This window comes from Rodentibacter sp. (assembly GCF_057314195.1).
The window spans coordinates 26,023-51,629 of the sequence record NZ_DBHLAM010000020.1; the positions used below are offsets into that span (position 1 = coordinate 26,023).

Annotated in this window: 27 protein-coding genes and 1 pseudogene; 18 read left to right on the forward strand and 10 right to left on the reverse strand. The window is 45.2% G+C overall.

All coding sequences use genetic code 11. The features are described from left to right. Window positions 1-52: 52 nt before the first annotated feature. The 6 genes from hemB (at window position 53) to rplS (ending at window position 4,848) form a co-directional block, all read left to right on the forward strand. The gene (hemB, locus tag ACO59Y_RS02020) at window positions 53-1,078 is read left to right on the forward strand and encodes a porphobilinogen synthase (RefSeq protein WP_373603259.1); all 1,026 of its coding nucleotides are present in this window, start codon (window positions 53-55) and stop codon (window positions 1,076-1,078) included. 213 nt (window positions 1,079-1,291) lie between these two features. Next, window positions 1,292-2,641 carry an NADP-specific glutamate dehydrogenase gene (gene gdhA, locus ACO59Y_RS02025; RefSeq protein ID WP_486130187.1) on the forward strand — a complete coding sequence of 450 codons (1,350 nt, stop codon included), beginning with the start codon at window positions 1,292-1,294 and terminating at the stop codon, window positions 2,639-2,641. 224 nt (window positions 2,642-2,865) lie between these two features. Beyond that, complete coding sequence (gene rpsP, locus ACO59Y_RS02030) at window positions 2,866-3,111, forward strand: 30S ribosomal protein S16 (protein ID WP_075915868.1); 246 nt, start codon at window positions 2,866-2,868, stop codon at window positions 3,109-3,111. Between the two features lie 44 nt (window positions 3,112-3,155). Continuing rightward, window positions 3,156-3,683, forward strand: coding sequence for a ribosome maturation factor RimM (gene rimM / locus ACO59Y_RS02035; RefSeq protein ID WP_005626427.1), 528 nt, complete (start codon window positions 3,156-3,158; stop codon window positions 3,681-3,683). 37 nt (window positions 3,684-3,720) lie between these two features. After that, window positions 3,721-4,461 (forward strand): tRNA (guanosine(37)-N1)-methyltransferase TrmD, encoded by a 741-nt coding sequence (gene trmD / locus ACO59Y_RS02040; protein ID WP_049372779.1) that lies wholly within the window; start codon window positions 3,721-3,723, stop codon window positions 4,459-4,461. Window positions 4,462-4,497: 36 nt separating this feature from the next. Beyond that, window positions 4,498-4,848 (forward strand): 50S ribosomal protein L19, encoded by a 351-nt coding sequence (rplS, locus tag ACO59Y_RS02045; RefSeq protein WP_021615897.1) that lies wholly within the window; start codon window positions 4,498-4,500, stop codon window positions 4,846-4,848. A gap of 187 nt (window positions 4,849-5,035) precedes the next feature. Here rplS and ACO59Y_RS02050 read toward each other — a convergent pair whose 3' ends face one another. The 6 genes from ACO59Y_RS02050 to znuC all read right to left on the reverse strand — a co-directional run bounded on the left by ACO59Y_RS02050 (window position 5,036) and on the right by znuC (window position 10,741). Next, window positions 5,036-5,653 carry a MarC family protein gene (locus tag ACO59Y_RS02050; protein WP_373603255.1) on the reverse strand — a complete coding sequence of 206 codons (618 nt, stop codon included), beginning with the start codon at window positions 5,651-5,653 and terminating at the stop codon, window positions 5,036-5,038. A 217-nt stretch (window positions 5,654-5,870) separates the two neighbouring features. Continuing rightward, window positions 5,871-7,172: a tRNA lysidine(34) synthetase TilS gene (tilS, locus tag ACO59Y_RS02055; protein ID WP_486130191.1), complete on the reverse strand. Its 1,302-nt coding sequence runs from the start codon at window positions 7,170-7,172 to the stop codon at window positions 5,871-5,873. Further along, on the reverse strand, window positions 7,172-8,038 hold the full coding sequence (gene pdxY, locus ACO59Y_RS02060) for a pyridoxal kinase (RefSeq protein ID WP_486130193.1): 867 nt from the start codon (window positions 8,036-8,038) through the stop codon (window positions 7,172-7,174). The genes tilS and pdxY overlap by 1 nt, the downstream gene beginning before the upstream one ends. Before the next feature lie 75 nt (window positions 8,039-8,113). After that, complete coding sequence (gene accA / locus ACO59Y_RS02065) at window positions 8,114-9,061, reverse strand: acetyl-CoA carboxylase carboxyl transferase subunit alpha (protein ID WP_486130195.1); 948 nt, start codon at window positions 9,059-9,061, stop codon at window positions 8,114-8,116. A gap of 90 nt (window positions 9,062-9,151) precedes the next feature. Beyond that, complete coding sequence (znuB, locus tag ACO59Y_RS02070; protein WP_486130197.1) at window positions 9,152-9,937, reverse strand: zinc ABC transporter permease subunit ZnuB; 786 nt, start codon at window positions 9,935-9,937, stop codon at window positions 9,152-9,154. Window positions 9,938-9,946: 9 nt separating this feature from the next. After that, window positions 9,947-10,741 (reverse strand): zinc ABC transporter ATP-binding protein ZnuC, encoded by a 795-nt coding sequence (gene znuC / locus ACO59Y_RS02075; RefSeq protein ID WP_486130199.1) that lies wholly within the window; start codon window positions 10,739-10,741, stop codon window positions 9,947-9,949. Window positions 10,742-10,915: 174 nt separating this feature from the next. Here znuC and mepM point away from each other — a divergent pair, with 174 nt between their 5' ends. The 7 genes and pseudogenes from mepM to ispH all read left to right on the forward strand — a co-directional run bounded on the left by mepM (window position 10,916) and on the right by ispH (window position 18,571). Further along, entirely contained in the window at window positions 10,916-12,373 is a 1,458-nt protein-coding gene (mepM, locus tag ACO59Y_RS02080) for a murein DD-endopeptidase MepM (RefSeq protein ID WP_486130201.1), read from the forward strand. Between the two features lie 237 nt (window positions 12,374-12,610). Beyond that, window positions 12,611-13,543 carry a bifunctional riboflavin kinase/FAD synthetase gene (gene ribF / locus ACO59Y_RS02085; protein WP_486130203.1) on the forward strand — a complete coding sequence of 311 codons (933 nt, stop codon included), beginning with the start codon at window positions 12,611-12,613 and terminating at the stop codon, window positions 13,541-13,543. Next, window positions 13,543-13,785 (forward strand): annotated as a pseudogene (locus tag ACO59Y_RS02090) (DUF4160 domain-containing protein). Before ribF ends, ACO59Y_RS02090 begins: the two are co-directional and overlap by 1 nt. Then, window positions 13,769-14,008: a DUF2442 domain-containing protein gene (locus ACO59Y_RS02095; protein WP_486130205.1), complete on the forward strand. Its 240-nt coding sequence runs from the start codon at window positions 13,769-13,771 to the stop codon at window positions 14,006-14,008. Before ACO59Y_RS02090 ends, ACO59Y_RS02095 begins: the two are co-directional and overlap by 17 nt. Before the next feature lie 46 nt (window positions 14,009-14,054). Then, a complete protein-coding gene (gene ileS / locus ACO59Y_RS02100; protein ID WP_486130207.1) occupies window positions 14,055-16,877 on the forward strand; it encodes an isoleucine--tRNA ligase in 2,823 nt (940 codons plus the stop codon). A 231-nt stretch (window positions 16,878-17,108) separates the two neighbouring features. Beyond that, on the forward strand, window positions 17,109-17,630 hold the full coding sequence (lspA, locus tag ACO59Y_RS02105) for a signal peptidase II (RefSeq protein ID WP_486130209.1): 522 nt from the start codon (window positions 17,109-17,111) through the stop codon (window positions 17,628-17,630). Beyond that, on the forward strand, window positions 17,627-18,571 hold the full coding sequence (gene ispH, locus ACO59Y_RS02110; protein WP_486130211.1) for a 4-hydroxy-3-methylbut-2-enyl diphosphate reductase: 945 nt from the start codon (window positions 17,627-17,629) through the stop codon (window positions 18,569-18,571). Before lspA ends, ispH begins: the two co-directional genes overlap by 4 nt. Window positions 18,572-18,700: 129 nt before the next feature. Here the strand turns inward: ispH and folA are convergent, their stop codons facing one another. Continuing rightward, complete coding sequence (gene folA, locus ACO59Y_RS02115; RefSeq protein WP_486130213.1) at window positions 18,701-19,204, reverse strand: type 3 dihydrofolate reductase; 504 nt, start codon at window positions 19,202-19,204, stop codon at window positions 18,701-18,703. Window positions 19,205-19,330: 126 nt separating this feature from the next. On the opposite strand from folA, the gene proB reads away from it, so the two are divergent. Next, window positions 19,331-20,434, forward strand: a complete 1,104-nt coding sequence (gene proB / locus ACO59Y_RS02120) for a glutamate 5-kinase (protein WP_486130215.1) — start codon at window positions 19,331-19,333, stop codon at window positions 20,432-20,434. Between the two features lie 168 nt (window positions 20,435-20,602). On the opposite strand, the gene bamC is transcribed toward proB, so the two are convergent. Next, entirely contained in the window at window positions 20,603-21,607 is a 1,005-nt protein-coding gene (bamC, locus tag ACO59Y_RS02125; protein ID WP_486130216.1) for an outer membrane protein assembly factor BamC, read from the reverse strand. Between the two features lie 90 nt (window positions 21,608-21,697). Next, on the reverse strand, window positions 21,698-22,594 hold the full coding sequence (gene dapA, locus ACO59Y_RS02130; protein WP_486130218.1) for a 4-hydroxy-tetrahydrodipicolinate synthase: 897 nt from the start codon (window positions 22,592-22,594) through the stop codon (window positions 21,698-21,700). Between the two features lie 111 nt (window positions 22,595-22,705). Between dapA and bcp the strand changes: the two genes are divergently transcribed. The 4 genes from bcp (at window position 22,706) to ACO59Y_RS02150 (ending at window position 24,990) form a co-directional block, all read left to right on the forward strand. Continuing rightward, entirely contained in the window at window positions 22,706-23,176 is a 471-nt protein-coding gene (bcp, locus tag ACO59Y_RS02135; RefSeq protein ID WP_486130220.1) for a thioredoxin-dependent thiol peroxidase, read from the forward strand. A gap of 163 nt (window positions 23,177-23,339) precedes the next feature. Next, the gene (gene exbB / locus ACO59Y_RS02140; RefSeq protein ID WP_373603237.1) at window positions 23,340-23,792 is read left to right on the forward strand and encodes a TonB-system energizer ExbB; all 453 of its coding nucleotides are present in this window, start codon (window positions 23,340-23,342) and stop codon (window positions 23,790-23,792) included. 2 nt (window positions 23,793-23,794) lie between these two features. Further along, a complete protein-coding gene (exbD, locus tag ACO59Y_RS02145; protein WP_486130223.1) occupies window positions 23,795-24,214 on the forward strand; it encodes a TonB system transport protein ExbD in 420 nt (139 codons plus the stop codon). Window positions 24,215-24,222: 8 nt separating this feature from the next. Then, on the forward strand, window positions 24,223-24,990 hold the full coding sequence (locus ACO59Y_RS02150) for an energy transducer TonB family protein (RefSeq protein ID WP_486130225.1): 768 nt from the start codon (window positions 24,223-24,225) through the stop codon (window positions 24,988-24,990). Between the two features lie 100 nt (window positions 24,991-25,090). On the opposite strand, the gene ACO59Y_RS02155 is transcribed toward ACO59Y_RS02150, so the two are convergent. After that, window positions 25,091-25,432 (reverse strand): helix-hairpin-helix domain-containing protein, encoded by a 342-nt coding sequence (locus tag ACO59Y_RS02155; RefSeq protein WP_486130227.1) that lies wholly within the window; start codon window positions 25,430-25,432, stop codon window positions 25,091-25,093. Window positions 25,433-25,607 lie beyond the last annotated feature (175 nt).

A 25,607-nucleotide genomic window follows, 5' to 3' on the forward strand; every position in this document is an offset into this window, starting at 1 on the left:
CACTTCAACATACAGAAATTGCTAAATATTGAGATAGATAAAGGATAACGATATGACTCAACAAATTTTTACCGGATTTCCGGTACGTCGCTTGCGCCGTTTGCGTAAACATGACTTCAGCCGTCGTTTAGTCGCGGAAAATAAACTTACGGCGGACGATTTAATTTATCCGGTGTTTATTTTAGAAGGTGAGAATTATCGGGAGCCGGTACCTTCCATGCCGGGAGTAGAACGTTTGACGATCGATCAATTATTGATTGAAGCGGGACTTTTGGTGAAATATGGCGTGCCGGTTATTGCGTTATTTCCGGTGGTTGAACAAAGTAAAAAATCCTTAATGGCGGAAGAAGCCTACAACCCAAACGGTTTGGTGCAACGCGCGGTGCGTGCGTTAAAATCGGCCTATCCCGAACTTGGCGTACTCACCGATATTGCGTTAGACCCTTATACTATTCACGGTCAAGACGGTATTGTTGACGAAGAAAATTATGTATTAAATGACGTTACTTCGGAGATTTTAGTGAAGCAAGCGCTGTCCCATGCGCAAGCCGGCGCGGATATTGTGGCGCCGAGCGATATGATGGACGGGCGTATCGGGCGCATTCGTCAGGCTTTGGAAGAAAACGGTTTTATTAATACGCAAATTATGGCGTATTCGGCGAAATATGCGTCGAATTATTACGGTCCGTTCCGCGATGCGGTCGGTTCTTCCGGTAATTTGAAAGGCGGCGATAAAAAAACGTATCAGCTTGATCCGGCAAACGGTGATGAAGGCTTGCAAGAAGTAGCACTTGATTTGCAAGAGGGGGCGGATATGGTGATGGTGAAGCCCGGTATGCCATATTTGGATATGGTGTATCGTGTGAAACAATATTTCGGCGTGCCGACTTTCGCTTATCAAGTCTCCGGCGAATACGCCATGCATATGGCGGCTATTCAGAACGGTTGGCTGAAGGAAAAAGAATGTATTATGGAATCGCTTTTATGTTTTAAACGCGCGGGCGCCGACGGTATTTTGACCTACTTTGCCAAACAAGTGGCCGAATGGCTTTATTTGGAAAATAAAAATAAGGCGTAATTTCCCTTCTTAGTTATCAAAATTAGATTTTATATATTAAAAACGAGGAAATATTAAATATTTCCTCGTTTTTTCTTATTTCTTTAATCATTAGATAATAAAACCGTTGTAATCTTAATTTGAGCGTTGCATATTGTTTCCACTCCGTTTACAGACGGTGTTCCACAATAAAAACAAACACACAACATCAACGAAACTAAGAGGAAACACATTATGTCAACAGTCGCATCCTTAGACGCATTTTTAACTAAAATCGCTCAACGTGACGCTCACCAGCCCGAGTTTTTACAAGCCGTACGTGAAGTGTTCACTTCAATCTGGCCGTTCTTGGAGAAAAATCCAAAATATCGCTCTGAAGCCTTGTTGGAGCGTTTGGTCGAACCCGAACGTGCCATTCAGTTTCGAGTGGCATGGACCGACGATAATGGGCAAATTCAAGTAAACCGAGCGTTTCGCGTGCAATTTAACAGTGCTATCGGTCCATTCAAAGGCGGTATGCGTTTCCACCCATCGGTGAATTTATCCATCTTAAAATTCTTAGGGTTTGAACAGATTTTCAAAAATGCGCTGACTACCTTGCCGATAGGCGGTGCTAAAGGCGGTTCAGATTTTGATCCGAAAGGTAAATCAGATGCGGAGGTTATGCGTTTTTGTCAAGCCTTGATGGCGGAACTTTATCGTCATATCGGTCCGGATACCGATGTGCCGGCAGGCGATATCGGTGTCGGTAGCCGTGAAGTGGGGTATCTTGCGGGCTATATGAAAAAATTGTCTAACCAAGCCGCTTGCGTATTTACCGGCCGCGGTCTTTCTTTTGGCGGCAGTTTAATTCGTCCGGAAGCAACCGGTTATGGCTTAGTGTACTTCGCGCAAGCAATGTTAGCGGAAAAAGGCGACAGCTTTTCCGGCAAAACCGTTTCTGTTTCCGGTTCCGGCAATGTGGCGCAATACGCCATTGAAAAAGCCCTTCAATTAGGCGCGAAAGTGGTGACTTGTTCTGACTCCGCCGGTTATGTGTACGATCCGGAAGGCTTTACAACTGAAAAATTAGCGACATTATTAGAAATCAAAAATGTAAAACGCGGTCGTGTAAAAGATTATGCGGAACAATTCGGACTTCAATATTTTGTTGGCAAACGTCCGTGGGAAGTGAAAGCGGATATCGCCCTTCCTTGCGCAACTCAAAATGAATTGGAAATTGACGATGCGCGAACATTAATTGCGAATGGTGTGAAGCTAGTGGCGGAAGGTGCGAATATGCCAACGTCGATTGAGGCGACCGACGCATTTTTAGAGGCCGGCGTATTATTCGGGCCGGGCAAAGCGGCGAATGCGGGCGGTGTGGCGACTTCCGGCTTGGAAATGGCACAAAGTTCGCAACGTTTATATTGGACCGCTGAAGAAGTAGATGCGCAATTACACCGCATTATGTTGGATATTCATGCAAACTGTAAAAAATACGGTAGTGTTGCCGAGCAAGTGAATATTAATTATGTGGTCGGTGCGAATATTGCCGGCTTCGTAAAAGTGGCTGATGCGATGTTGGCACAAGGTGTTTACTGATCGTTAAAAAATTTGTCAAAACGGCCTTATTTTTTAGAGTAAGGCTGTTTTTATTTTGTCTTTTATATTTCTAAAAGTCGGTTTTAACTTGCCTTTTTGTTCAAAAGGTGTAGAATTTTCGCGCTTTTTGTCTATATATACAGAGAAAAAAGTAAGTTTAACTCTCATTTAACTTTCGATATTTGAGGGTTTTCTTTTTGTAATTAAATTATTAGAGGAAGGTTATGGTAACCATTCGTTTATCTCGTGGCGGAGCTAAAAAACGCCCATTTTATCAAATCGTAGTAGCTGACAGTCGTTCACCACGTGACGGTCGTTTCATTGAGCGTGTAGGTTTCTTCAACCCAATCGCACAAGGTAACGCAGAGCGTCTTCGTGTTGATCTTGAGCGTGTAAACCACTGGGTTGCTCAAGGTGCTTCACTTTCAGACCGTGTTGCGAGCTTGGTAAAAGAAGCTCAAAAAGCATAATCTCGCTTTTTGATTTAGTTCTTAAGCTAAGATAGGTGAGAAATATGGAACAACAACGTATTGAAGTTGTGGGCAAATTAGGCTCAACCTACGGTATTCGTGGGTGGTTACGTATTTATTCATCAACAGAACAAGCTGAAAGCATTTTTGAGTATCAACCTTGGTTTTTAAAAATCAAAGGTGAGTGGCAGCCAACAGAATTAGAAAACTGGCGTCATCATAATCACGAAATCATCGTTAAATTAAAAGGCGTTGATGATCGTGAAGCCGCACAAATTTTAGCAAATGTTGAAATTGGTGTGGATTTATCTGTTTTCCCAGAACTGGAAGAAGGCGATTATTACTGGCACGATTTAATTGGTTGTTCAGTCGTAAACTTAGAAGGTTATACAATGGGAACGGTAACAGAGATGATGGAAACCGGTTCTAATGATGTGTTAGTGGTGAAAGCCAATACGAAAGATGCTTTTGGAAAACAAGAGCGGTTAATTCCGTTTTTGTATGAACAAGTAGTTAAAAGAGTCGATCTCACCACGAAAACAATTGAAGTGGATTGGGACGCTGGTTTCTAATCTCAAGTATGCACAAACGTAATGTAGTAGGCTTTTTATGTGGATAGGGGTGATTTCATTATTCCCCGAAATGTTTAAAGCGATTACGGAATTTGGGGTTACAGGTAGAGCCGTAAAACATAATCTTCTGCAAGTGGAATGTTGGAATCCAAGAGATTTTACATTCGACAAGCATAAAACCGTGGATGACCGTCCTTATGGTGGTGGTCCGGGAATGCTGATGATGGTGCAACCTTTACGGGATGCGATTCATGCTGCGAGAGCAGCTGCAGGAGAAGGCGCAAAGGTGATTTACCTTTCGCCACAAGGACGTAAACTCGATCAAGGCGGCGTAACCGAGCTTGCTCAAAATCAGAAATTGATTTTGGTATGTGGACGTTACGAAGGTATTGATGAGCGATTGATTCAAACTGAAATTGATGAAGAATGGTCAATCGGCGATTACGTTCTGACCGGTGGGGAATTGCCGGCAATGACATTAATTGATGCTGTTGCGCGTTTTATTCCCGGTGTATTAGGCAAACAAGCCTCCGCAGAAGAAGATTCTTTTGCAGACGGTTTATTAGATTGCCCGCATTACACCAGACCGGAAGTGTTAGAAGGATTAACTGTACCACCCGTGCTGATGTCGGGACATCACGAAGAAATTCGGAAATGGCGATTAAAACAATCGCTACAAAGAACGTGGCTCCGACGCCCTGAGCTCTTAGAAGGCCTAGCTCTGACTGACGAACAACGTAAGCTGTTAAAAGAGGCGCAAGCCGAACATAACAGTTAGTTTCAGTTACATCTAGGATCAATAAAGGATCAAACAATGTCTAACATTATCAAACAACTTGAACAAGAACAATTAAAACAAAACGTACCTAGCTTCCGCCCAGGTGATACTTTAGAAGTTAAAGTATGGGTAGTTGAAGGTAGCAAACGTCGTTTGCAAGCATTCGAAGGCGTGGTTATTGCAATTCGTAACCGTGGCTTGCATTCTGCATTCACCCTACGCAAAATCTCTAACGGTGTTGGTGTTGAGCGTGTATTCCAAACTCACTCTCCGGCAGTGGATAGCATTGTAGTGAAACGTAAAGGTGCGGTACGTAAAGCGAAACTTTACTACTTACGCGCACTTTCCGGTAAAGCAGCTCGTATTAAAGAGCGTTTGGGCGAATAATTTCATAACCAATAACGCTTATTTAAATCTGCATCCAAAAGATCGAACTGTTTTCGATTAAGTAGGATGCAGATTTTTTTATTACTAAATTTGTTTGAGGCTTGATGAACTTATCGATTATGAGATATGAATGCGGTGCTATTTCGAGCGTGTAACAAATGTGCATACCAAAGACTGGCATAGTCTTTTATGCCACATGAGTAAAAAAGTCTCTCAGCCCAATCAGCACATTATTCACCGCTACCGTTGCCAAAATTAACCCCATCACACGGCTAATAATCGCTGCTCCGGAGTTACCGATAAAGTGCTGAATACGGTTTGCAGCGAGCAGTAAAATATAGGTAATCAACAACACCGTCAGCATTATTCCCGCTGTGATAAATTGTTCGGTGAAGTTAAAGCGATGGTTGTCCGTCAGTAACACGATAGCCATCATTGCGCCGGGAGAGGCAATCGACGGTACAGCCATCGGATAGACCGCGATTTCGGTAATATTTGCCTTCATTTTCATTTCTTGTTCTGGTTTGCTTTCACCAAAAATCATGCTTAAGGCAAATAAGAAAAGTACCAAACCACCGGCGATTTGGAAGGCAGGAAGCGGCACTTGCATGGCTTCGAACAGTACTTGGCCACCGATTAAAAAGAAAAGCAGAATGCCGGCGGAAATGACTACTGCGTTGCGTGCGATTTTGCGGCGTTCTTCAAGGGAAAATCCGATGGTTTTGGAAAGATAAACCGGAATCGAACCGATTGGGTCGATGACCGCCCAAAGCACCACGAATTGCACGACAAGAGAATCAAACATTGACTTTCCTTAGTGAGAAATGAAAACACGGGCATTCTATCAAATTAACGCAAAATTATGTAGCTGTTGCCCAAGCCTGAATTGACCTCACAAAATAGCACCGCATTGAAGCGACTTCCAATGCGGTGCTATTTTGCGACTCCAACTTATGCTTCATTCGGCGGGTTTTGTATATTTGCGGCATAATACCGAATGAATGGGAAAAGGTGCGGCCGATTTAATTTTTTGCCGGCTTGAAAACACGGAAAAAACCAAGTGCGCTTTGCAGTTCGTCGCCGTAAAAAATCAGCGGAATTCGTGTTCGTTGCCAAGGCGGCACAGCAAGTTCTTGCCAGATTTTTTTGATGGTTTCGCGCGGACGTTTCGGGTGACGTTTCACTTTACCCTGATAACCAAAACGAACGAAAATCGGCAAATTCGTCGGCGGTAATTCGATGGAATATCGTTGCCAGCGGAATATGAATTTTTCCGTCGTACAAGTTAAATCAAGTTTCCCAAGATTATCGGGTAGAACAAGCACGGAATCATTCAATTCAAGACAGATTCCGTCAAGATCGAGGAAGTCGCTCGTAAGATATAAACAAGATTGGTATCTGCGGAGCACTTTCTCATTAAGCCGAAATGCGGGGTTGGCGTCTTCTTTGGCGCAAATAACATCTTGAATCAATTGCTCCAAGCGATATTTACTCGGCATTTCGCAACCATTTATCGCCAACCATTTACGTAACAGCGCCGCCTGTTTGGCGGGTGAATATCGGGCGAAATCAAACAGTTGAAACTCTGTCGGCATTTGGCAATGTTGCGCGAAGGTTTCTTGTAGTAATTCATCAATAAGTTGTTGCTGTTCAAAGCAATGCTGCGCCGAACGCGCCACCGATTCGTCAAAATGGTGCCAGCGTTCGCGTAGTTCGGGCAAAATTCGATGACGCAGAAAATTGCGGTCGTAGTGCTCGTCGTCATTGCTTTCGTCGTGAATCCAAGTCAGTTTTTCCGTACGGACATAAGCTTCCAATTGCTCGCGACTAAAATTAAGTAACGGGCGAAAAATCGGCATTCCCAACAGTTCGTTTGAGCACCGCATTGAAGCCAGTCCCCGCAAGCCGCTGCCGCGTTTGAGCGCGAGAAAAAAGGTTTCCGTTTGGTCATTCAAATGATGCGCCGTCGCTAAGACTTCATTAGGCTGAATATGGCGACGAATCGCCCGGTAACGCGCTTCTCGCGCTGCGGCTTCAATGCCGTTGCGACCGTCCACTTGCACGCGTTCGATGATTAATGGAATTTTGAGTTGCTCGCATATATTTAGGCAATGTGCCGCCCAATGATCCGCATTGGCGCTGAGTCCGTGATGAATATGAATGGCGCGTAAGGTTAGATTGGAACTGAAATGCGCTCGTTTTTCACGCAGTTTTTGAAAAAGCGAAAGTAACGCGGTGGAATCTAAACCGCCGCTGAAAGCAATGAGTACTTGTCGTACGGCGGTTTGTTCGATTTGGCGTGCAAAAGCGGAAAACAGATCCATCAGGCGATTTTTTCGGCTTTGTAGTTGCTGCTCGGATTTAAGATCTCAAAACGCGCGGCAATGGTTTGCAATTCATAAGAGTTGAGATCAAAGGTGGTTTTCATCACGCCGGCCACTTCGTTATTCATGGCTTCAAAGGCTTCAACGTCGGATTTGCCGTTAAGTAAATTTGCCAAGAAAGTTCCGGCAATCAAATCGCCCACGCCGACAGGTTCGAAATCAAACCGATAAAGTGGTCGGCTTAAGTGCCATATGCCTTGCGGTGTCGCCATAATGATTTCAAAGGTGTCGGGATCGTTAATTTTGCCCACTTTGCCCAAGTGTTTCACTAACACTTTTTTTACCCCTTTGGCGAGCAACGCGCGCACCGCTTGCAAGACGTCGTCAAAGCTATTGATAGGGAAATCGCTCAGTTCGCGCAATTCGCTTAAGTTTGGCGTCATAATATCTGCGACGGGAATCGCTTTTTCAATTAAAGCTTCGCGTACGCCGTTCGCCACAACGCAGACTTTTTCTGCATTCGGCATCACCGGATCGCACAAATAAAGGACGTTAGGGTTACGTTTTTTGATTTGTTGCAAGGCGTAAAGAATTTGATCAACCTGTTCAGCCGAGCCTAAATAGCCGGAAAGCAGCGCATCGCATTGTTGTAGTTTTTCGATGTTATCCAAGCCGCTAACCACTTCACGGATTTGTTCCTGCGGGATTACCATGCCCGTCCATTTGCCGTATTGGGTATGGTTGGAAAATTGCACGGTGTTGAGCGCCCATACATCGATGCCAAGCAACTGCATCGGGAAAGTGGCTGATTTATTGCCGGCAAAGCCGTACACCACATGGGATTGAATGGAAAGTACGTTTTTCATGTTCGTCTCTTTTTGAAGCTTTTCTTTAAGGATCAAAAAAGAGCGGCTGACATAACCGCTCTTTTTTTAATGGCTTTAACAGTAGCCGTAAGACATTAAGCGATCGTAACGTCGGCGTAACAATGTTTCTTGATCCAGTTCGTCAAGTTCGGCGAGATCTTTTCTTAAGCGTTGTTTAAGATTCGCTGCCATCGTTGCGTAATCACGATGAGCTCCACCTAATGGCTCTTGCACGATATTGTCGATTAACCCTAATTCTTTTAAACGCGCGGCGGTCAAACCCATTACTTCTGCGGCAGTCGAGGCTTTTTCCGCACTTTTCCAGAGAATGGATGCGCAACCTTCCGGCGAGATTACCGAGTAAGTGGAATATTGCAACATATTAACTTTGTCGCCCACACCGATAGCTAACGCACCACCGGAACCGCCTTCGCCAATGACGGTACAAATCACCGGCACCGTTAACTGCGCCATTTCGCGCAAATTGCGGGCAATGGCTTCTGCCTGACCGCGTTCTTCCGCACCAATGCCCGGATAAGCGCCCGGCGTGTCGATGAAGGTGATAATCGGTAATTTAAAGCGTTCCGCCATTTCCATTAAACGCAGCGCTTTACGGTAACCCTCCGGCGCCGGCATACCGAAGTTACGTTTCACCTTGTCTTTCACGGTACGACCTTTTTGGTGCCCAATTACCATTACCGGACGCCCGTCCAAACGCGCCAAACCGCCTACAATCGCTTTATCGTCGGCAAACGCGCGATCGCCGGCGAGTTCTTCAAACTCGGTGAAAATATGCTCAATATAATCTAATGTGTATGGACGATGCGGATGGCGCGCCATGCGGGAAACCTGCCAAGCATCCAGATTAGCGAAGGTTTTTTGGGTCAATTCGTCGCTTTTCTTTTGTAAGCGTTTAATTTCGTCACTGAGATCGACTTTATTGTCGGATGCCGCGCGTAGGGCTTCGATTTTTGCCTCTAATTCCGCAATCGGCAGTTCAAAATCTAAATATTCCTGGTTCATTTTTTTGTCCTAAATAATACCGTAAAAAATTGGCCGCACTTTATCAAGAATTCAGAGGCGGCGCAAATGCTTTTCACTGGTTGGCGGCGCTTACAAAGGTTCTTTTTTGAATAAAGAAAGCGCGAATAAAAATGCGCAACAAATCACCACGGAAGGGCCGGCCGCCGTGTCGTAAAATGCCGACAGCAATAAACCGCCGACGACGGCGAACATGCTTATGAGCACCGCATTGAAAACCATCGATTCGGGTGTTCGGGCAAAGCGTCGCGCGGCAGCGGCAGGGATAATCAGTAAGGAGGTGATAATCAGCGCGCCAACGAATTTCATACTTAACGCGATGGTCAAGGCGGTCAAAATCATCAAAATAAAACGCATCTTTTTGATGTTAACGCCTTCCACTTGGGCCAGTTCCGGTGAAACCGTCGCGGAAAGCAACGGTTGCCAAAAATAAATGAGTACGGCTAATACCGTAACCACGCCGATGCTAATGTAAATTAAATCCGTGTAATTGATCGCCAATAAATCGCCGAACAAATAACCCATTAAATCCACTCGCACGTTTTTCAGCAAACCGACGGTGACTACGCCGAGCGACAAACAGCAGTGGGCAATAATGCCGAGTAAAGTATCGACGGAAAATTGTGTGTTGCTTTCCAGCCATACCATGGCGACGGCAAGAAGTAGCGTGAGCATGACAATTGCCAAGTAAGGATTCACTTGTAAGAAAATGCCCAATGCTACGCCAAGTAAGGCGGAGTGTGATAGCGTATCGCCGAAATAGGCCATTTTTCGCCACACCACAAACGCACCAAGCGGTGCGGTGATGAGTGAAAGCAAAATGCCGCTTAACAAGGCCGGAAAAAGAATTTCAAACATAAGCGTTCCTTAATGCTGACCGCGTTCGGCAGAAGCGCTGCAAGCGCACACGTCGCCGTGTAAATCGTGATGATGATTATGATGATGCGTATAAAAGCCGACATTTTGTGAGAGTTGGTCGCCCCATAAGCGCATAAAGGTCGGATCGTTCGATAAGGTTTCCGGCGTGCCGGCGCAGCAAATGTGTTGGTTTATGCACAACACTTCTTTACTGTCGGCCATCACGATATGCAAATCGTGCGACACCATTAACACCGCGCAATTAAGCTGTTGTTGGGTTCGCTGAATCAGTTGATAAAGTTCCGCTTGGCCGCTGATATCCACGCCTTGAGTCGGTTCGTCTAGCACCAACAAATTAGGTTTATTCAAAATGGCACGCGCCAATAACACGCGCTGCATTTCTCCGCCCGACAAGCGTTGCATATTGTTATTACGCAAATGCGCGATAGAAAGCTGCTCCAATGCGGTGCTGATTTCACCGGCCGTAACGCCTTTTTTTAAGGCGAGAAAACGTTCTACGGTGAGCGGTAAACTGTGATCTAAATGAATTTTTTGCGGTACGTAGCCGATGCGTACGTTTTTGTGATAAATCACTTCGCCGGATGTCGGCTTTTGCAATTTTAATAGGATTTTCAGCAAAGTGGATTTGCCGCCGCCGTTCGGGCCTACGATGGTAATGATGGAATTGGGGTAAATGTTTAAATTGATATTTTGTAACGCGGTTTTTTGTTCGAACGCCACATTGATATTTTTGAGTTCAATTAATGGAGAAAGCGGATCGCGTTGCACGGAACGAATTTGCATAATGTCGCCTGTGTAAAATTTAGCGCGTAACATTAGCGTATTTTGCTTTTTTTCTCAAGGCGTTCCGTTTCGATACGGCAAATTTTGCCTCCGTTTTTCATCGTTTTCATGTAAAATGAACCTCTTTTACGATTGGCAGTCTGACAGACGTCTTATTTTTATCAGGTACCCGTTTTGCAACACGTTAAATTAGCCCGCGACAGACGAAAACGAAAATCCCGCATTAAAGCGGCGATTTTTTTTGTCGCATTGGCGCTTATTTTTAGCGGTGCGATGTTGGGGCTGAAAGACCGCGCGCAATCCGACGCGAGCGTGCAAAGCGAGCTTGCGCCGGAAATGATCGACGACACGCAATATCAATCTCTCCATCCCGAAGAAACCGACAAAACGACACAAAATACTCCGCCGGGTAACGCTCCGCAAAAGGATGACGCCACCTCTTACGACGATGAATTGCAAGCGCAAGATGACGAAGCTGAAGAAGTCAAGCCGCAATTCGATGAACTCGACGCGCTTCCGCAAAATGCCCAAGACGCCTTAAGCGGTTTATTAGACGCGGCAGATCAAGCGCTGCGTATTACCGATCAATTCAGCTACACCGTTGCGCAAGGCGACACGTTAAAAGATGTATTAGAGCTTTCCGGTTTAGAAGACGATACAGCGAAACAACTTATCGCTTCCTATCCCGAACTGCAGAGTTTGAAGGCAGGTCAGCAATTTTATTGGATTTTGGATAAAAGCGAGCAATTGGAATATTTAAATTGGCTCGTTTCGGAAAAAGAAGAACGCATTTATGAACGGGCGGAGGAAGGCAAATTTAAACGTCAGATTTTAGAAAAACAAAGCGTTTGGAAAAAAGAAGTGTTGAAAGGCCAAGTAAACGGTTCTTTGGCAGACGGTTTGCGCGCCTTAGGTTTGGACGGGCGCCAGATCGCTCAATTGAGCAGCGCATTGCAATGGCAAATCAGCCTACAAAAACTCAAAGAAGGCAGTCGGTTTTCCGTATTGGTTTCGCGTGAATACTTAAGCGATAAACTCACCGGTCAAGGCAACGTGGAAGCAATTCACATCGTGGCCGAAGGCAAAAGTTATTATGCCGTTCAAGCGACAAACGGCCGTTATTACAACCAACAAGGCGAAACTTTAGGCAAAGGTTTTGCACGCTATCCGTTGCAACGTCAGGCGCGGGTTTCTTCGCCTTTTAATCCAAATCGTCGTCATCCGGTGACGGGGCGGGTTCGTCCGCATAAGGGCGTGGATTTTTCGGTGCCGCAAGGCACGCCAATTATCGCGCCGGCGGACGCTTTAGTGGAAAAAGTGGCTTATCAAGGCGGTGGCGCGGGTCGTTATATCGTCTTACGTCACGGGCGTGAATATCAAACTGTGTATATGCATTTAAGTCGCTCTTTAGTGCGCGCCGGACAAACGGTGAAAAAAGGCGAACGTATCGCGCTTTCCGGAAATACCGGAATTTCGACGGGGCCGCATTTACATTATGAATTTCACATCAACGGACGCCCGGTAAACCCACTTTCCGTGAAGTTACCCGGAACCAGCAGCGGCATGAGTACGGCGGAACGTAAACAATTCTTAGTTCGAGCAAAAGAAGCCGAAAGAATGCTGAGATTGTGATGATATCGGCCGAACCTTCAAAATAGCACCGCATTGGAAGCGATTTCAATGCGGTGCTATTTTGAGAGGACACAATGGCAATACGCTCAGGCTTTGCGGCCGTTTGGCGTGCATTTTGGCGGCATGATTAACATTATCTTTAGATTAGTATGGCAATCTGCTTTTTCGCGACGAACACCTGACAAACCGCTCGCTTACCGCTATAATGCCGGAATTCTTTTATTCGCGGATGAGGTCATGCAATTAATTCGAGGGCTACCGAATGCAAGCCCGATTTTACAAGGCAGTGCATTGACTATTGGCAATTTTGACGGCGTGCATTTAGGGCATCAAGCGATTTTGCGCCATTTGCGGGCGAAAGCCGATGAATTGCATTTACCCATGGTGGTGATGCTGTTTGAACCGCAGCCGCGCGAATATTTTTCTGCCGAAAACGCGCCGGCGCGTTTAATGCATTTGCGCGATAAATTGTTTTATCTTGAACAGGCAGGCGTGGATACTGTGATCGTGGCGAAATTCGACCGCACTTTTTCCGCCTTGCCCGCACAGCAATTTATTGAAGATTGGCTGGTGCGCAAATTAAATGTGAAATTTTTAAGTATCGGCGACGATTTCAAATTTGGCGCCAAACGCTTGGGCAATTTTGCCATGTTGCAACAAGCGGGCGAAAAATTCGGTTTTACCGTGGAAGATAGCCACAGCTTTTGCCTGAACGAACTACGCATCAGTAGTACCGCCATCCGTGAAGCCTTGGCTAAGGACGATTTAGCGCTGGCGGAAAAATTGCTCGGACGCCCATATCGCATTTTAGGGCGCGTGATTCACGGCAACGAACTGGGGCGCACCATTGGATTCCCCACTGCTAATATCCGTTTGCACCGTCAGGTAAATCCGGTGAAAGGGGTTTACGCAGTAAAGGTTCGGTTAAAATCCGGCGCGCTTTTTAACGGTGTGGCAAATATCGGCACACGCCCGACCATCAACGGCATGAATCAATTATTAGAAGCGCATTTATTTGATTTTCAAGGTGATCTTTACGGGCAGTGGTTGGAAGTGGAACTCTGCCACAAAATCCGCAACGAAATGAAATTTCCGTCCTTTGAGGATTTAAAAAAACAGATCGCACAGGATGTGGAAACGGCGAAAACGTTTCTTGAAGGAGTTGAATAATGCCGGTGATTTTACGTTTTAAAGGTTACATTTTCTTTTTTTACTCTAATGAAGGTAATCCCTTAGAACCCGCGCATATTCACATTTGAAACGCCAAATCGGAAGCAAAATTTTGGTTGGAACTGGAAATTTTCCTAGCACGAAATGATGGCTTTAATTCTAAAGAATTGAGAGAAATTTTTTCGATTATTGAAAGCAATCAAATACAATTTAAGGAGACTTGGTATGACTACTTCGGCTAAACATGTACGTTTTGATGAAAACATAATGTGGGTTGAGCTGGATGATGCGCGTATTTTAGGTATTCCTTTAGTTTGGTTTCCAAAATTGCTACGGGCGACAAAAGCGGAGCTGGAAAATTATGAGCTCAGTCGTCGCGGTATTCATTGGGACGCGTTGGATGAAGATATTTCCATTGACGGATTACTGGCAGGGCGGGGCGATGTGACGCACAGTCCGCAATAAGTGGCTTAAAACAAATTTTAATTTTTACACAACACTGGAATAGAACATGACTGATTATAAAAATACCCTAAACCTACCCGAAACGGGCTTTCCGATGCGCGGCGATTTGGCCAAACGCGAGCCTGTGATGTTGAAAAATTGGTATGAGAAAGATCTTTACCAAAAAATTCGTCAGGCAAGCAAAGGTAAGAAATCTTTTATCTTGCATGACGGCCCTCCTTATGCCAATGGCACCATTCATATCGGTCATGCAGTGAATAAAATTCTGAAAGACATTATCGTGAAATCCAAAACCGCGCTGGGTTTTGATTCCCCTTATATCCCAGGCTGGGACTGCCACGGTTTGCCGATTGAATTGAAAGTGGAAGGTTTGGTAGGTAAACCGAACGAGAAAATTTCGGCGGCGGAATTCCGTCAAAAATGCCGTGAATATGCGGCAGAGCAGGTGGAAGGCCAGAAAAAAGACTTTGTGCGCCTAGGTGTGTTGGGCGACTGGGATAATCCGTATTTGACCATGAATTTCCATACCGAAGCCAATATTATCCGCACCCTTGGTAAAGTGATTGCCAACGGCCATTTATACAAAGGCTCCAAACCGGTGCACTGGTGTTTGGATTGCGGTTCTTCCTTGGCCGAAGCGGAAGTGGAATATGAAGATCGCGTGTCTCCGTCCATTTATGTGCGTTTCCCGGCGGAAAGTGCGGTGGAAATTGAAGGTAAATTTAATGCCGTGGGTAAAGGCAGTGGCAAACTTTCTGCAGTTATTTGGACTACTACTCCTTGGACTATGCCGTCTAACCGAGCGATTTCAATTAATCCGGAATTAGAGTATCAACTTGTTCAACTGGGTGACGAACGTGTGATTTTAGCCGCGGAACTGGTGGAATCTGTCGTAAAAGCAACAAGCATTGAAAATATAGAAATTTTAGGTTCGGCGAAAGGTACGGATCTTGAATTATTGCGTTTCCATCATCCGTTTTATGATTTCACCGTGCCTTTAATTTTAGGCGATCATGTCACTACTGACGGCGGTACCGGTTTGGTGCATACCGCACCGGATCACGGTTTGGACGACTTTATTGTGAGCCAAAAATATAATGTGCCAATGGCAGGTCTTGTGGGAAATGACGGTAAATTTATCTCCAGTACGCCGTTCTTTGCAGGCAAAGGCGTATTTGAGGCCAATCCGTTGGTCATCGAAAAACTACAAGAAATGGGTAACTTGTTGAAATTAGATAAGATTAAACACAGTTATCCACACTGCTGGCGTCATAAAACGCCGATTATTTTCCGCGCCACACCACAATGGTTTATCGGTATGGAAACCCAAGGTTTACGCGGACAAGCCTTGGCTGAAATCAAACAAGTGCGTTGGATTCCGGATTGGGGTCAAGCGCGCATTGAAAAAATGGTGGAAAATCGTCCTGATTGGTGTATTTCCCGTCAGCGTACTTGGGGTGTGCCGATGACTCTATTTGTGCACAAAGAAACCGAAGAATTGCACCCGCGCACGTTGGAATTACTTGAAGAAGTGGCGAAACGCGTAGAAAAAGCTGGCATTCAGGCATGGTGGGATTTAGACGAAAAAGAATTATTAGGTGCGGATGCAGAAACCTATCGCAAAGTGCCGGATACGTTGGACGTGTGGTTCGATTCCGGATCCACTTATTCTTCTGTTGTGGCGAATCGTCCGGAATTTAACGGTCAAGACATCGATATGTATTTGGAAGGTTCCGACCAACACCGCGGTTGGTTTATGTCTTCGCTCATGCTTTCCACCGCCACCGATAAAAAGGCGCCGTATAAACAAGTATTAACGCACGGCTTCACGGTGGACGGTCAGGGGCGCAAAATGTCTAAATCCATCGGTAACATCGTGACACCGCAAGAAGTCATGGATAAATTCGGCGGCGACATTTTACGTTTATGGGTGGCGTCCACCGATTACACCGGCGAAATGACGGTGTCTGACGAAATCTTAAAACGCGCGGCGGACAGCTACCGTCGTATCCGTAACACGGCGCGTTTCTTGTTGGCAAACTTAAACGGCTTCGACCCGCAACGTGATGCAGTGAAAGCGGAAGAGATGATTAGCTTGGATCGCTGGGCGGTGGCTTGTGCGTTAGAGGCGCAAAACGAAATTAAGGACGCCTACGACAACTATCAATTCCATGCCGTGGTGCAACGCTTAATGCGTTTCTGTTCGGTGGAAATGGGCTCATTCTATCTTGATATTATCAAAGACCGTCAATACACCACCAAAGCGGACAGCCTTGCCCGTCGTAGTTGCCAAACCGCCTTATGGCATATTGCAGAAGCGTTGGTGCGTTGGATGGCACCAATTCTATCATTCACCGCGGATGAAATTTGGGGTTACTTACCGAAAACCGCTACGCGGCGCGCCGAATTCGTGTTCACCGAAGAGTTTTACCAAGGCTTATTTGGCTTAGATGAAAGTGAAAAATTAGACGACGCTTACTGGCAAGCCCTGATTAAAGTGCGTTCCGAAGTGAACCGCGTGCTGGAAATCGCCCGTAATGAGAAAGTGATCGGCGGTGGTTTGGAAGCGGAAGTCACCGTTTATGCCAACGATGAATATCGCGCGTTATTAGAAAAACTCGGCGATGAACTCCGTTTCGTGCTGATTACTTCCAAAGCAGTAGTCAAACCGTTGGCGAATAAACCTGCTAATGCAGCAGAGGGCGAATTGGAAGGCATTGCGGTGAGCGTTGCGCGTTCCAACGGCGAAAAATGCCCGCGTTGCTGGCATTATTCCGACAAAATCGGCGTCAACCCGCAATATCCGACCCTTTGTCCGCGTTGCGTGGAAAATGTGGCAGGTAACGGCGAAATCCGTTACTTTGCGTAATCATTACTTTTAAGATGTAAAAGTACGGTCAATTTTCGGCAGTAGCAAAGGCATATGATGTAGCAAAGATATAAAGCCATCCAAGTGAAAGATGGGTTTATGTTGAACAAATAGCACCGCATTGAAAACGGCTCCAATGCGGTGCTATTTTGTGAGAGTAATTTCAGCGTTGTGCAACGGCGACATCATCTTGCAAATTTTGACCGCACTTTTCTTTATTTAGGAATCCTTATGGCAAAAAACAAATCCGGCCTTTCTTTTCTTTGGCTCAGTGCAGTGGCTTTTGTGCTTGATTTGCTCATTAAATATATTGTGGTGCAGAAATTCGATTTATACGAAAGCGTGAATGTACTGCCGGTATTTAATTTGACTTACGTACGCAACTATGGTGCGGCCTTTAGCTTTTTGGCGGATCATAGCGGTTGGCAGCAATATTTCTTTATCCTGTTGGCGTTGGGGATTTCCGGTATGTTGATTTATTTCTTAGCCAAAAACCGTGCAACACAAAAACTCCAAAATGCGGCTTATGCATTGATTATCGGTGGTGCGTTGGCGAATATGGCGGATCGCGCTTATAACGGGTTTGTGGTGGATTTCTTGGATTTTTATTGGGATATTTATCATTATCCGGTATTTAATGTAGCGGACATTGCCATTTGTATCGGTGCCGGTTTGTTGGCGTTAGACGCGTTCAAAAGCGAAAAGAAAAAAGTACAAGATAAACAGCAAGCAGAAAAGAGCGGTCAAAAATGAAGATAATTTTAGCTAATCCGCGTGGTTTCTGTGCCGGCGTGGATCGTGCCATCAGCATCGTGGAGCTGGCGCTGGAAATTCACGGCGCGCCTATTTATGTGCGGCATGAAGTGGTACATAACCGTTTCGTGGTGAACGGCTTGCGTGAGCGTGGCGCCATTTTTGTGGAAGAATTAAGCGAAGTGCCGGACGGTGCCATTGTGATTTTCTCCGCACACGGCGTGTCCCAAGCGGTGCGTCAGGAAGCGAAAGAACGCAATCTGAAAGTCTTCGACGCCACTTGCCCGTTGGTAACCAAAGTGCACATGCAGGTGGCGCGTGCCAGTCGCAAAGGTACCAAAGCCATTTTAATTGGGCATAAAGGTCACCCGGAAGTGGAAGGCACCATGGGGCAATATAGTAATGATGATGGTGGCATTTATTTGATCGAAAGCGTGGAAGATATTGCACGCTTACCGGTGCAGGAAAATGACGAACTCACTTTTATGACGCAAACTACGCTGTCCTTAGACGACACCGCGGAAACCATCGCGGCCCTGAAAGAAAAATATCCCGCTATTCAAGGCCCGCATAAAAACGATATTTGTTATGCCACTACCAACCGTCAGGAAGCGGTGCGTGAATTGGCGAAACAATCGGATTTGGTGCTTGTGGTAGGATCTAAAAACTCGTCTAACTCTAATCGTTTGGCGGAATTGGCTTCGCGGATGGGGGTGAAATCACAGCTTTTGGATGATCCTTCAGATATTCGCGCCGATTGGTTTGATGGCGTGCAAACCATCGGTATTACAGCCGGTGCATCCGCCCCGGAAGAACTGGTGCAATCTATTATTTCCCGACTGAAAGAATTCGGCGTCACCACCGTGGAAGAGCTTCAAGGCTTGGAAGAAAATATGTTCTTTGAAGTTCCGAAAGAGTTACGGGTAAAAGAGGTAAATTAAGAAAAACGGTATTTCTTATTGAAATACCGTTTTTTTATGTTAAACCGATATTCAGCAAATGCGATCTTGCCGTCCGGCGCGAATTCAATGCGGTGCTGAAATCGAGGGTTGTTGTTCCATGTTTTTGCTTTAAATTTTGCGGTCTGTTTTCAGCTTTTTCCGCAAAATTAAAAAACGACAAGCATAAGGATTCTGCTCATCTTTCTCGCGGTATTGTTCGAATTCAATTTCCCATTCGTCCCAGTTCAATAAAGGGAAAAACGTATCGCCGTCGATGTGCGCTTGGATTTGAGTTAAATACAATTTATCCGCATACGGCAAATATTGTTTGAACAATTCGCCACCGCCGATCAACATAATTTCTTCTGACTCTTTAACCGCCTCCAGTGCGCTTTCGAGGCTTTCCTTCCAAATTACGCCTTCGTATTCGTAAGGCTTGCGGGAAAGCACGATATTTGTTCGTTTCGGCAACGGGCGGCCGATGCTTTCAAAGGTTTTACGCCCCATAATTACTGGTTTGCCGGTCGTATTTTGACGGAACCAAGCAAGGTCGGCGGGCAGATGCCAAGGCATTTGATTATCTTTACCGATCACGCCGTTTAAGGTGGCGGCAACGATTAAACTAAACGTCATAAAACTTCTCCTTAAAATGCGTCCGCACTATATCACAGCGCCGCATAATTTTAATGCTTTTTAACCGCTTTGATGCTAACGTATGTGGCGTTTCGACCCGGTAAAATAACGATAAGCGAGCTAAAAATGAATAAAAAAACGATTGTAGTGAAATTCGGCACCAGCACTTTAACCTTAGGATCGCCGAAATTAAATGCGCCGCATATGGTGGACATCGTGCGCCAAATTGCGCAACTGCATCAGCAAGGTTATCGCGTGCTGATCGTCACTTCCGGAGCGATTGCCGCCGGGCGTCATTACTTGAATCATCCGTCACTGCCGCCGACCATCGCCTCCAAGCAACTGCTCGCAGCGGTGGGACAAAGCCAGTTGATTCAAGCTTGGGAAAAATTGTTCGCGATTTATGATATTCACATCGGACAAATTTTGTTGACCCGCGCCGATATTGAAGATCGCGAACGTTTTTTGAATGCGCGCGACACCTTGCACGCGTTGTTGGATAATCGAATTATTCCGGTGATTAACGAAAATGACGCCGTGGCGACGGCTGAAATTAAAGTGGGCGACAACGATAATTTATCCGCCTTGGTGGCTATTCTAGTGCAAGCCGAACAGCTTTATTTGCTGACGGATCAACAAGGGCTGTTTGATAGCGATCCGCGTAAGAATCCCAACGCGCAACTCATTCCCGTGGTGGCGCAAATTACCGATCATATTCGCGCCATTGCGGGCGGCAGTGGCACCCACCTTGGCACGGGCGGCATGATGACGAAAATTATCGCGGCAGATGTGGCGACGCGGTCCGGTGTCGAAACGATTATTGCGCCGGGCGCGCGTCCGAATGTGATTTTTGATCTTGTCCACGAGCACCGCATTGGAACTAAGTTTATCGCGCACCAATCAGATCGTCTGGAAAGTCGCAAACAATGGCTGTTTGCCGCGCCATGCGCCGGTGTGTTGACGATTGATGAGGGCGCGGAAAAAGCCATGCTCGAGCAAAATAAATCGCTGCTGCCAGCCGGCATCGTTACGGTGGAAGGCCGCTTTTCGCGCGGCGAAGTGGTGAAAATCCGCAATCCGGCGGGCAAAGACATTGCGCTTGGCATGCCGCGTTACAACAGTGATGCGTTGCTGTTAATCAAAGGCAAAAAGTCGCAAGATATCGAAGCGATTCTCGGCTACGAATACGGCGCCGTGGCGCTTCATCGCGATGATATGATCATTTTATAAACAAAAAAGATCGACGGTATTTTTGCCCCATCGTTTGGTTGAACATTCAAAATAGCACCGCATTGGAAGCGTTCCAATGCGGTGCTATTTTTTAATCACAAAATCATGCTTAGATTCAATAAATCTTCGATAAACGCCGGCGTCTGTCGGTTCTGTCCGCCGCTGTTTTTATTGAGCAAGTAAGGTGCTTAATGCACGATAAATCGCTCGGGCGGTTTCATCGGTAAGCGCATGCTCTTTTTCATCGCTGATTACCAGTGCGCTTTGTTTGCCAACGGCGGAGAGTTGCATAAAGTAAGTGCCTTTTTCTAAATCTGGTCGGGTTATGCCCAAACGCAACCATTCCTCATTATCTAATGGCGAATATTTAAGTTCGCGCTGCCCGCGTCCCGGCGTAGCAGACTGGGTTTCAAAGCCGATTTTGGGTAACGCATAACTTAATTTTTGCCAAGCTTGCGCGAAGGTTGCTTCCATACTCAATGCAGTTTTGCCGTTGCTGTCAGTGATTAAAGTAGATTGAAATGGGCCGACGGTAGCGTTGCTCAAATCTTGTTGTTGCTTGTTATAGGCGTTGGTCAGCGCCGCTACGAAACGATTCAAACGATCGGCCGTATAGCGTTGTTTTTCCGTGATATCCGGCGTAAATAAAATGCCGTCGCGGCGCATTTGTGCTACTGAAACCGCTAACGCGCCGCTATCGCGTACGGATACCTGCTCCACTTGATAACGAATTTCGGTGTCGGCTTTATCGTCGGCGCGTCCGGTGCTATGCCAATCCGTCAGCAAAATCGCGCCATTGAGCGTGGAATCAATGCCTTCTTCTTTTAATAAACGTTGAATTTGTTGGAGGTTATAAAGAGAGGTTTGCTCCTCTGAATACACGATAAGTGCACGTTCGCCGTCAAATTGGGTTAGGGAATTTTTGATGATAGCCAGAGGAACGGACGGCGGGCGAATGTCGATGGTGGCGCTTTTTTTAATATCAACTTGTGGCAATTCGAAGGTATTGTCCGCTTTAGGCAAATTTACGCCGCCGCTGGCCAATGGAGAAAAATTGGGTACGGAGGCATCTAATTTCTGATAGGTGTCGTTGGCATTTTGTTGTTTTTCGGGATCGCCGGAGCAAGCGCATAATAAATGGATGCTCGCTAATCCTAAAAGTAGTTTTTTCATGGAGAAATCCTTTAAATAAATAAAAAATGACTGCACTTTGACAGTCAATTTTCTAATCAATTTAGAGTCGAATATTCGACCCCGAGGGAATCAAAGCAAGCCGGCAGTTTTTAATGCTGCTTCGACTTTTGGTTGTGCGCTTTCGCTTAATACAGTGAGCGGCAAGCGTAGAAATGGTGATTTGATGAGGCCTAGACGATAAGCCGCCCATTTCACCGGAATCGGGTTGGATTCGACAAATAAATCATGGTGGAGCGCCATTAAACGGGCATTAATCATTTCCGCTTTACTGAATTCACCGGTGCGGGCTAAATGACAGATCTCCGCCATGTCTTTGGCTGCAAGATTATTGGTGACTGAAATTACGCCTTCTGCGCCGAGCTTCATTGCTTCCAAACCAGTCGCGTCATCGCCGCTTAATACGATGAAATCGTCGCCGGCTAATTTTTTAATTTCGGTTATGCGGCTGACGTCGCCGGTCGCTTCTTTAATGCCGATGATATTTTTAATTTTCGCCAAACGTGCCACGGTTTCCGGTTTCATATCGCTGCCGGTACGTCCCGGTACATTGTAAAGAATTTGGGGTAAGTCGGTACATTCGGCGATTGCTTTGAAGTGTTGATACATACCTTCTTGGGTTGGTTTGTTGTAGTAAGGTACGACCGAAAGACAACCCGCCACGCCGCTATCGCGCAATAGTTTGGTCATCATGATGGCTTCGCTGGTAGCATTCGCACCGGTGCCGGCGATAACCGGAATTCTGCCTTTGGCAAGTTCTACGGTTTTTTCAATTACTTTCACGTTTTCTTCAATACTCAGCGTTGCGGATTCGCCGGTGGTACCCACGGAGACGATGGCATCAGTGCCGGCGTCGATATGATATTCAACCAGTTTTTCTAAAGTATCAAAATCAATACAGCCGTGGCTGTTCATCGGTGTAATTAAAGCTACGATGCTGCCGGAAAATAAGGAATTTTGCGTAGACATAGAACCTCCGTTTATGCGTTATGATTTTTATGTTTGAAAAGCATTCGTTAGGATCGCTAAAATAGCTCAAATTTGCAAATCATTTTTTATTTTGAAAATGGAGGATTTTCTATGAAAACATTACAAGCAGGCGATGCGGTGCCACAATTTACATTAAACGACCAAAATAATCGACCTGTTTCGTTAGCGCAATTTAAAGGTCGAAAAGTACTGATTTATTTTTATCCGAAAGCGCTTACGCCGGGTTGTACTACGCAGGCTTGTGGTTTACGTGATGCCAAAAACGAATTGGAAAAATTAGGTGTAGTAATTTTGGGTATCAGTCCGGACAGTCCTAAAAAATTGGCACAATTTGCCGACAAAAAAGATCTTAATTTCACTTTGTTGGCTGATGAAGATCATCAAGTGGCAGAACAATTCGGTGTATGGGGCGAGAAAAAATTTATGGGCAAAACTTATGACGGTATTCATCGTGTTAGCTTTTTGCTTGATGAGACCGGTAAAATTCAGCATGTTTTCGATAAATTTAAAACCGGCGAGCATCATCAAGTAGTACTGGATTTTCTCCACCAACAGCTTTAAAAATTGGCCACGCTTTTTGTTTTGAATCAAAGTGTGGTCGAAAATTGTTGTCTTATTAAATAATTCGTATTTACGGCGTTCTATCCTTTTGCTAGAATTTCCCACCTAATTGAAACTAATTCTCAATTACTTTTCTATTTAAGTTAAGATTAAGGATAAAACGATGCCTCAACTTTTTGAATTTCTTCAACAATATAGCGATTACATTATTATCGGACTTTTGCTTTTGATGAGCGTAATTATGCTTGCGATGGCCATTGAGCGTTTCATTTTTTTGAGCAAAATTAACGTCGGAAAATATTCCAATATTCATGCTTTGGACATCGATTTGAATCGTAATATGACGATTATTTCTACTGTTGGGGCAAATGCGCCTTATGTAGGACTATTGGGCACGGTTATCGGGATTTTACTCACGTTCTACCAAATCGGTCAGGGCGGCGGTAATGTAGATGCCGGCGAAATTATGTTACATCTTTCTTTAGCCTTGAAGGCCACCGCATTGGGTATTTTAGTGGCGATTCCTTCTATGGTGTTTTATAACGGTTTAAACCGTAAAATTGAAGTGAACCGTTTGAAATGGAAAGTGCTAAATTCACAAAAAGATAAGGAATAGCCGTGAAAAAATTTGATGAAATCAATATTATTCCTTTTATCGACATCATGCTGGTATTGTTGGCGATTGTATTGGTTACCGCATCTTTTATCTCGCAAGGCAAAATTCAAGTAAATGTACCGAAAGCCAGTACAGCGGTGGCGTTTAAATCGGACGAATTAGCCAAATTGCTCACCGTAACAGCAAATGGCGAGCTGTATTTCAATGATAAAGCGATTTCTCAAGAAGCGTTGGAAGCGGAAATTAGTCAATGGAATAAAGATCAAAAAGTCACGTTGAAAATTGATGCCGAAGCCAGTTTCCAGGATTTTGTCAGTATCACCGATTTGCTTGCGAAAAACGATATTAAAAATGTGGCTATCGTATCCATGAAAGATAAAGGTGGTAATGCGGGTTCTTCAAGCATCCCGGCAGCCAAATAGGAAGAGTTATGCAACAAGCGAAACGTTCATCCTTGGGGTTGTTAATTTCCGTTCTCGTACACGGTGCGATTATCGGCGCCTTGCTGTGGAATTGGCACAAACCGAGCGATAGTGCAAATAACCATGCCGGTGAACTTTCCACCAGTATTTCGATGGAAATGTTACAAGGTATGCGCATTGAAGAGCCGGAACCTGCGCCTGAACCGTTGAAAGCCGAACCTGAACAACCAAAAGAAGAAATAGTGGCCGATCCGACTAAAAAGCCGGAGCCTGAAAAGAAAAAAGAACCGGAGAAAAAAACGGAAGATAAGCCGAAACCACCTAAAGAAAAACCGAAGAAAGAGGTGAAACCCGTTGAGAAATCGACGAATTTACCGAAAAATTTACCGACAGGCGATAAAAACGTGAATTCATTGAATTCGGCTAATTCTAAAGCGACGACAACGGGAGCGACAAATACTAATGCAAATATGGCGGGAACGGGTTCTAGTACCGATGAAATCGCTGCTTATAAAGCCGCCTTATATCGTGAAATTGAACGGCGCAAAGGATATCCGCAACGTGCAAGAATGATGCGCAAACAAGGCGTTGTACATATTGCATTTAATGTGGGCAATGATGGTTCTTTAAGTGGCGAAAGCGTAATAAAATCATCGGGTGATGAAAGTCTGGATAACGCCGCATTGAAGGCAGTGAGAAATGTCAAACCGATCGGTCCTAAACCGGCAGGACTCTCCGGTAGCATTTCGGTACCTATTCGGTTTAGTTTGCAATAAAGAGAAAAGCAGAGTTTCGGCTCTGCTTTTGGGGCATAAGAAATCCGCATGGCTAAATGATCAGTCAGCGGATTTTTTAGTTAATAACGCGATTTAAAATTTAAAAGGTCAAGCGATCGCGATTTTTTTCAAGTGTCGCTTTACCGATGCCTTGCACTTCAAGTAATTGTTCTGCTGTGGTGAAATTACCATGTTTCTCACGGTATTGTACGATAGCTTCCGCTTTTTTCGCCCCGATACCGGTTAATGCTTTTTGGATTTCACCTGCCGTTGCGGTATTAATATTGAGTTTATTGCCCATATCGGCGGTTTGTTGGGTTTCAGCGTTTGCGGTTTGTACCATAGCAGCAGGCTCTGCCGCTTTTTCTGCCGCAAAAACACTGCCGTTAAATAATGCGCCGCCAAGTACGTAAGCACTGATAAAGGTTTTGACTAATTTCATAGGGTATCCTTGTTAATGGTTAAAATGTTGATAGAATCAACGCCCGCTATTTTCCAATTTTCCTAAAAACCAACAATAAATCGACCGAACTTTTGCGATCCGATTCGCAAAAATAATCGGGTTGTCCTATAAAAATTATGATTTATACGATTGAAAAGTAATATTTTTATTAACC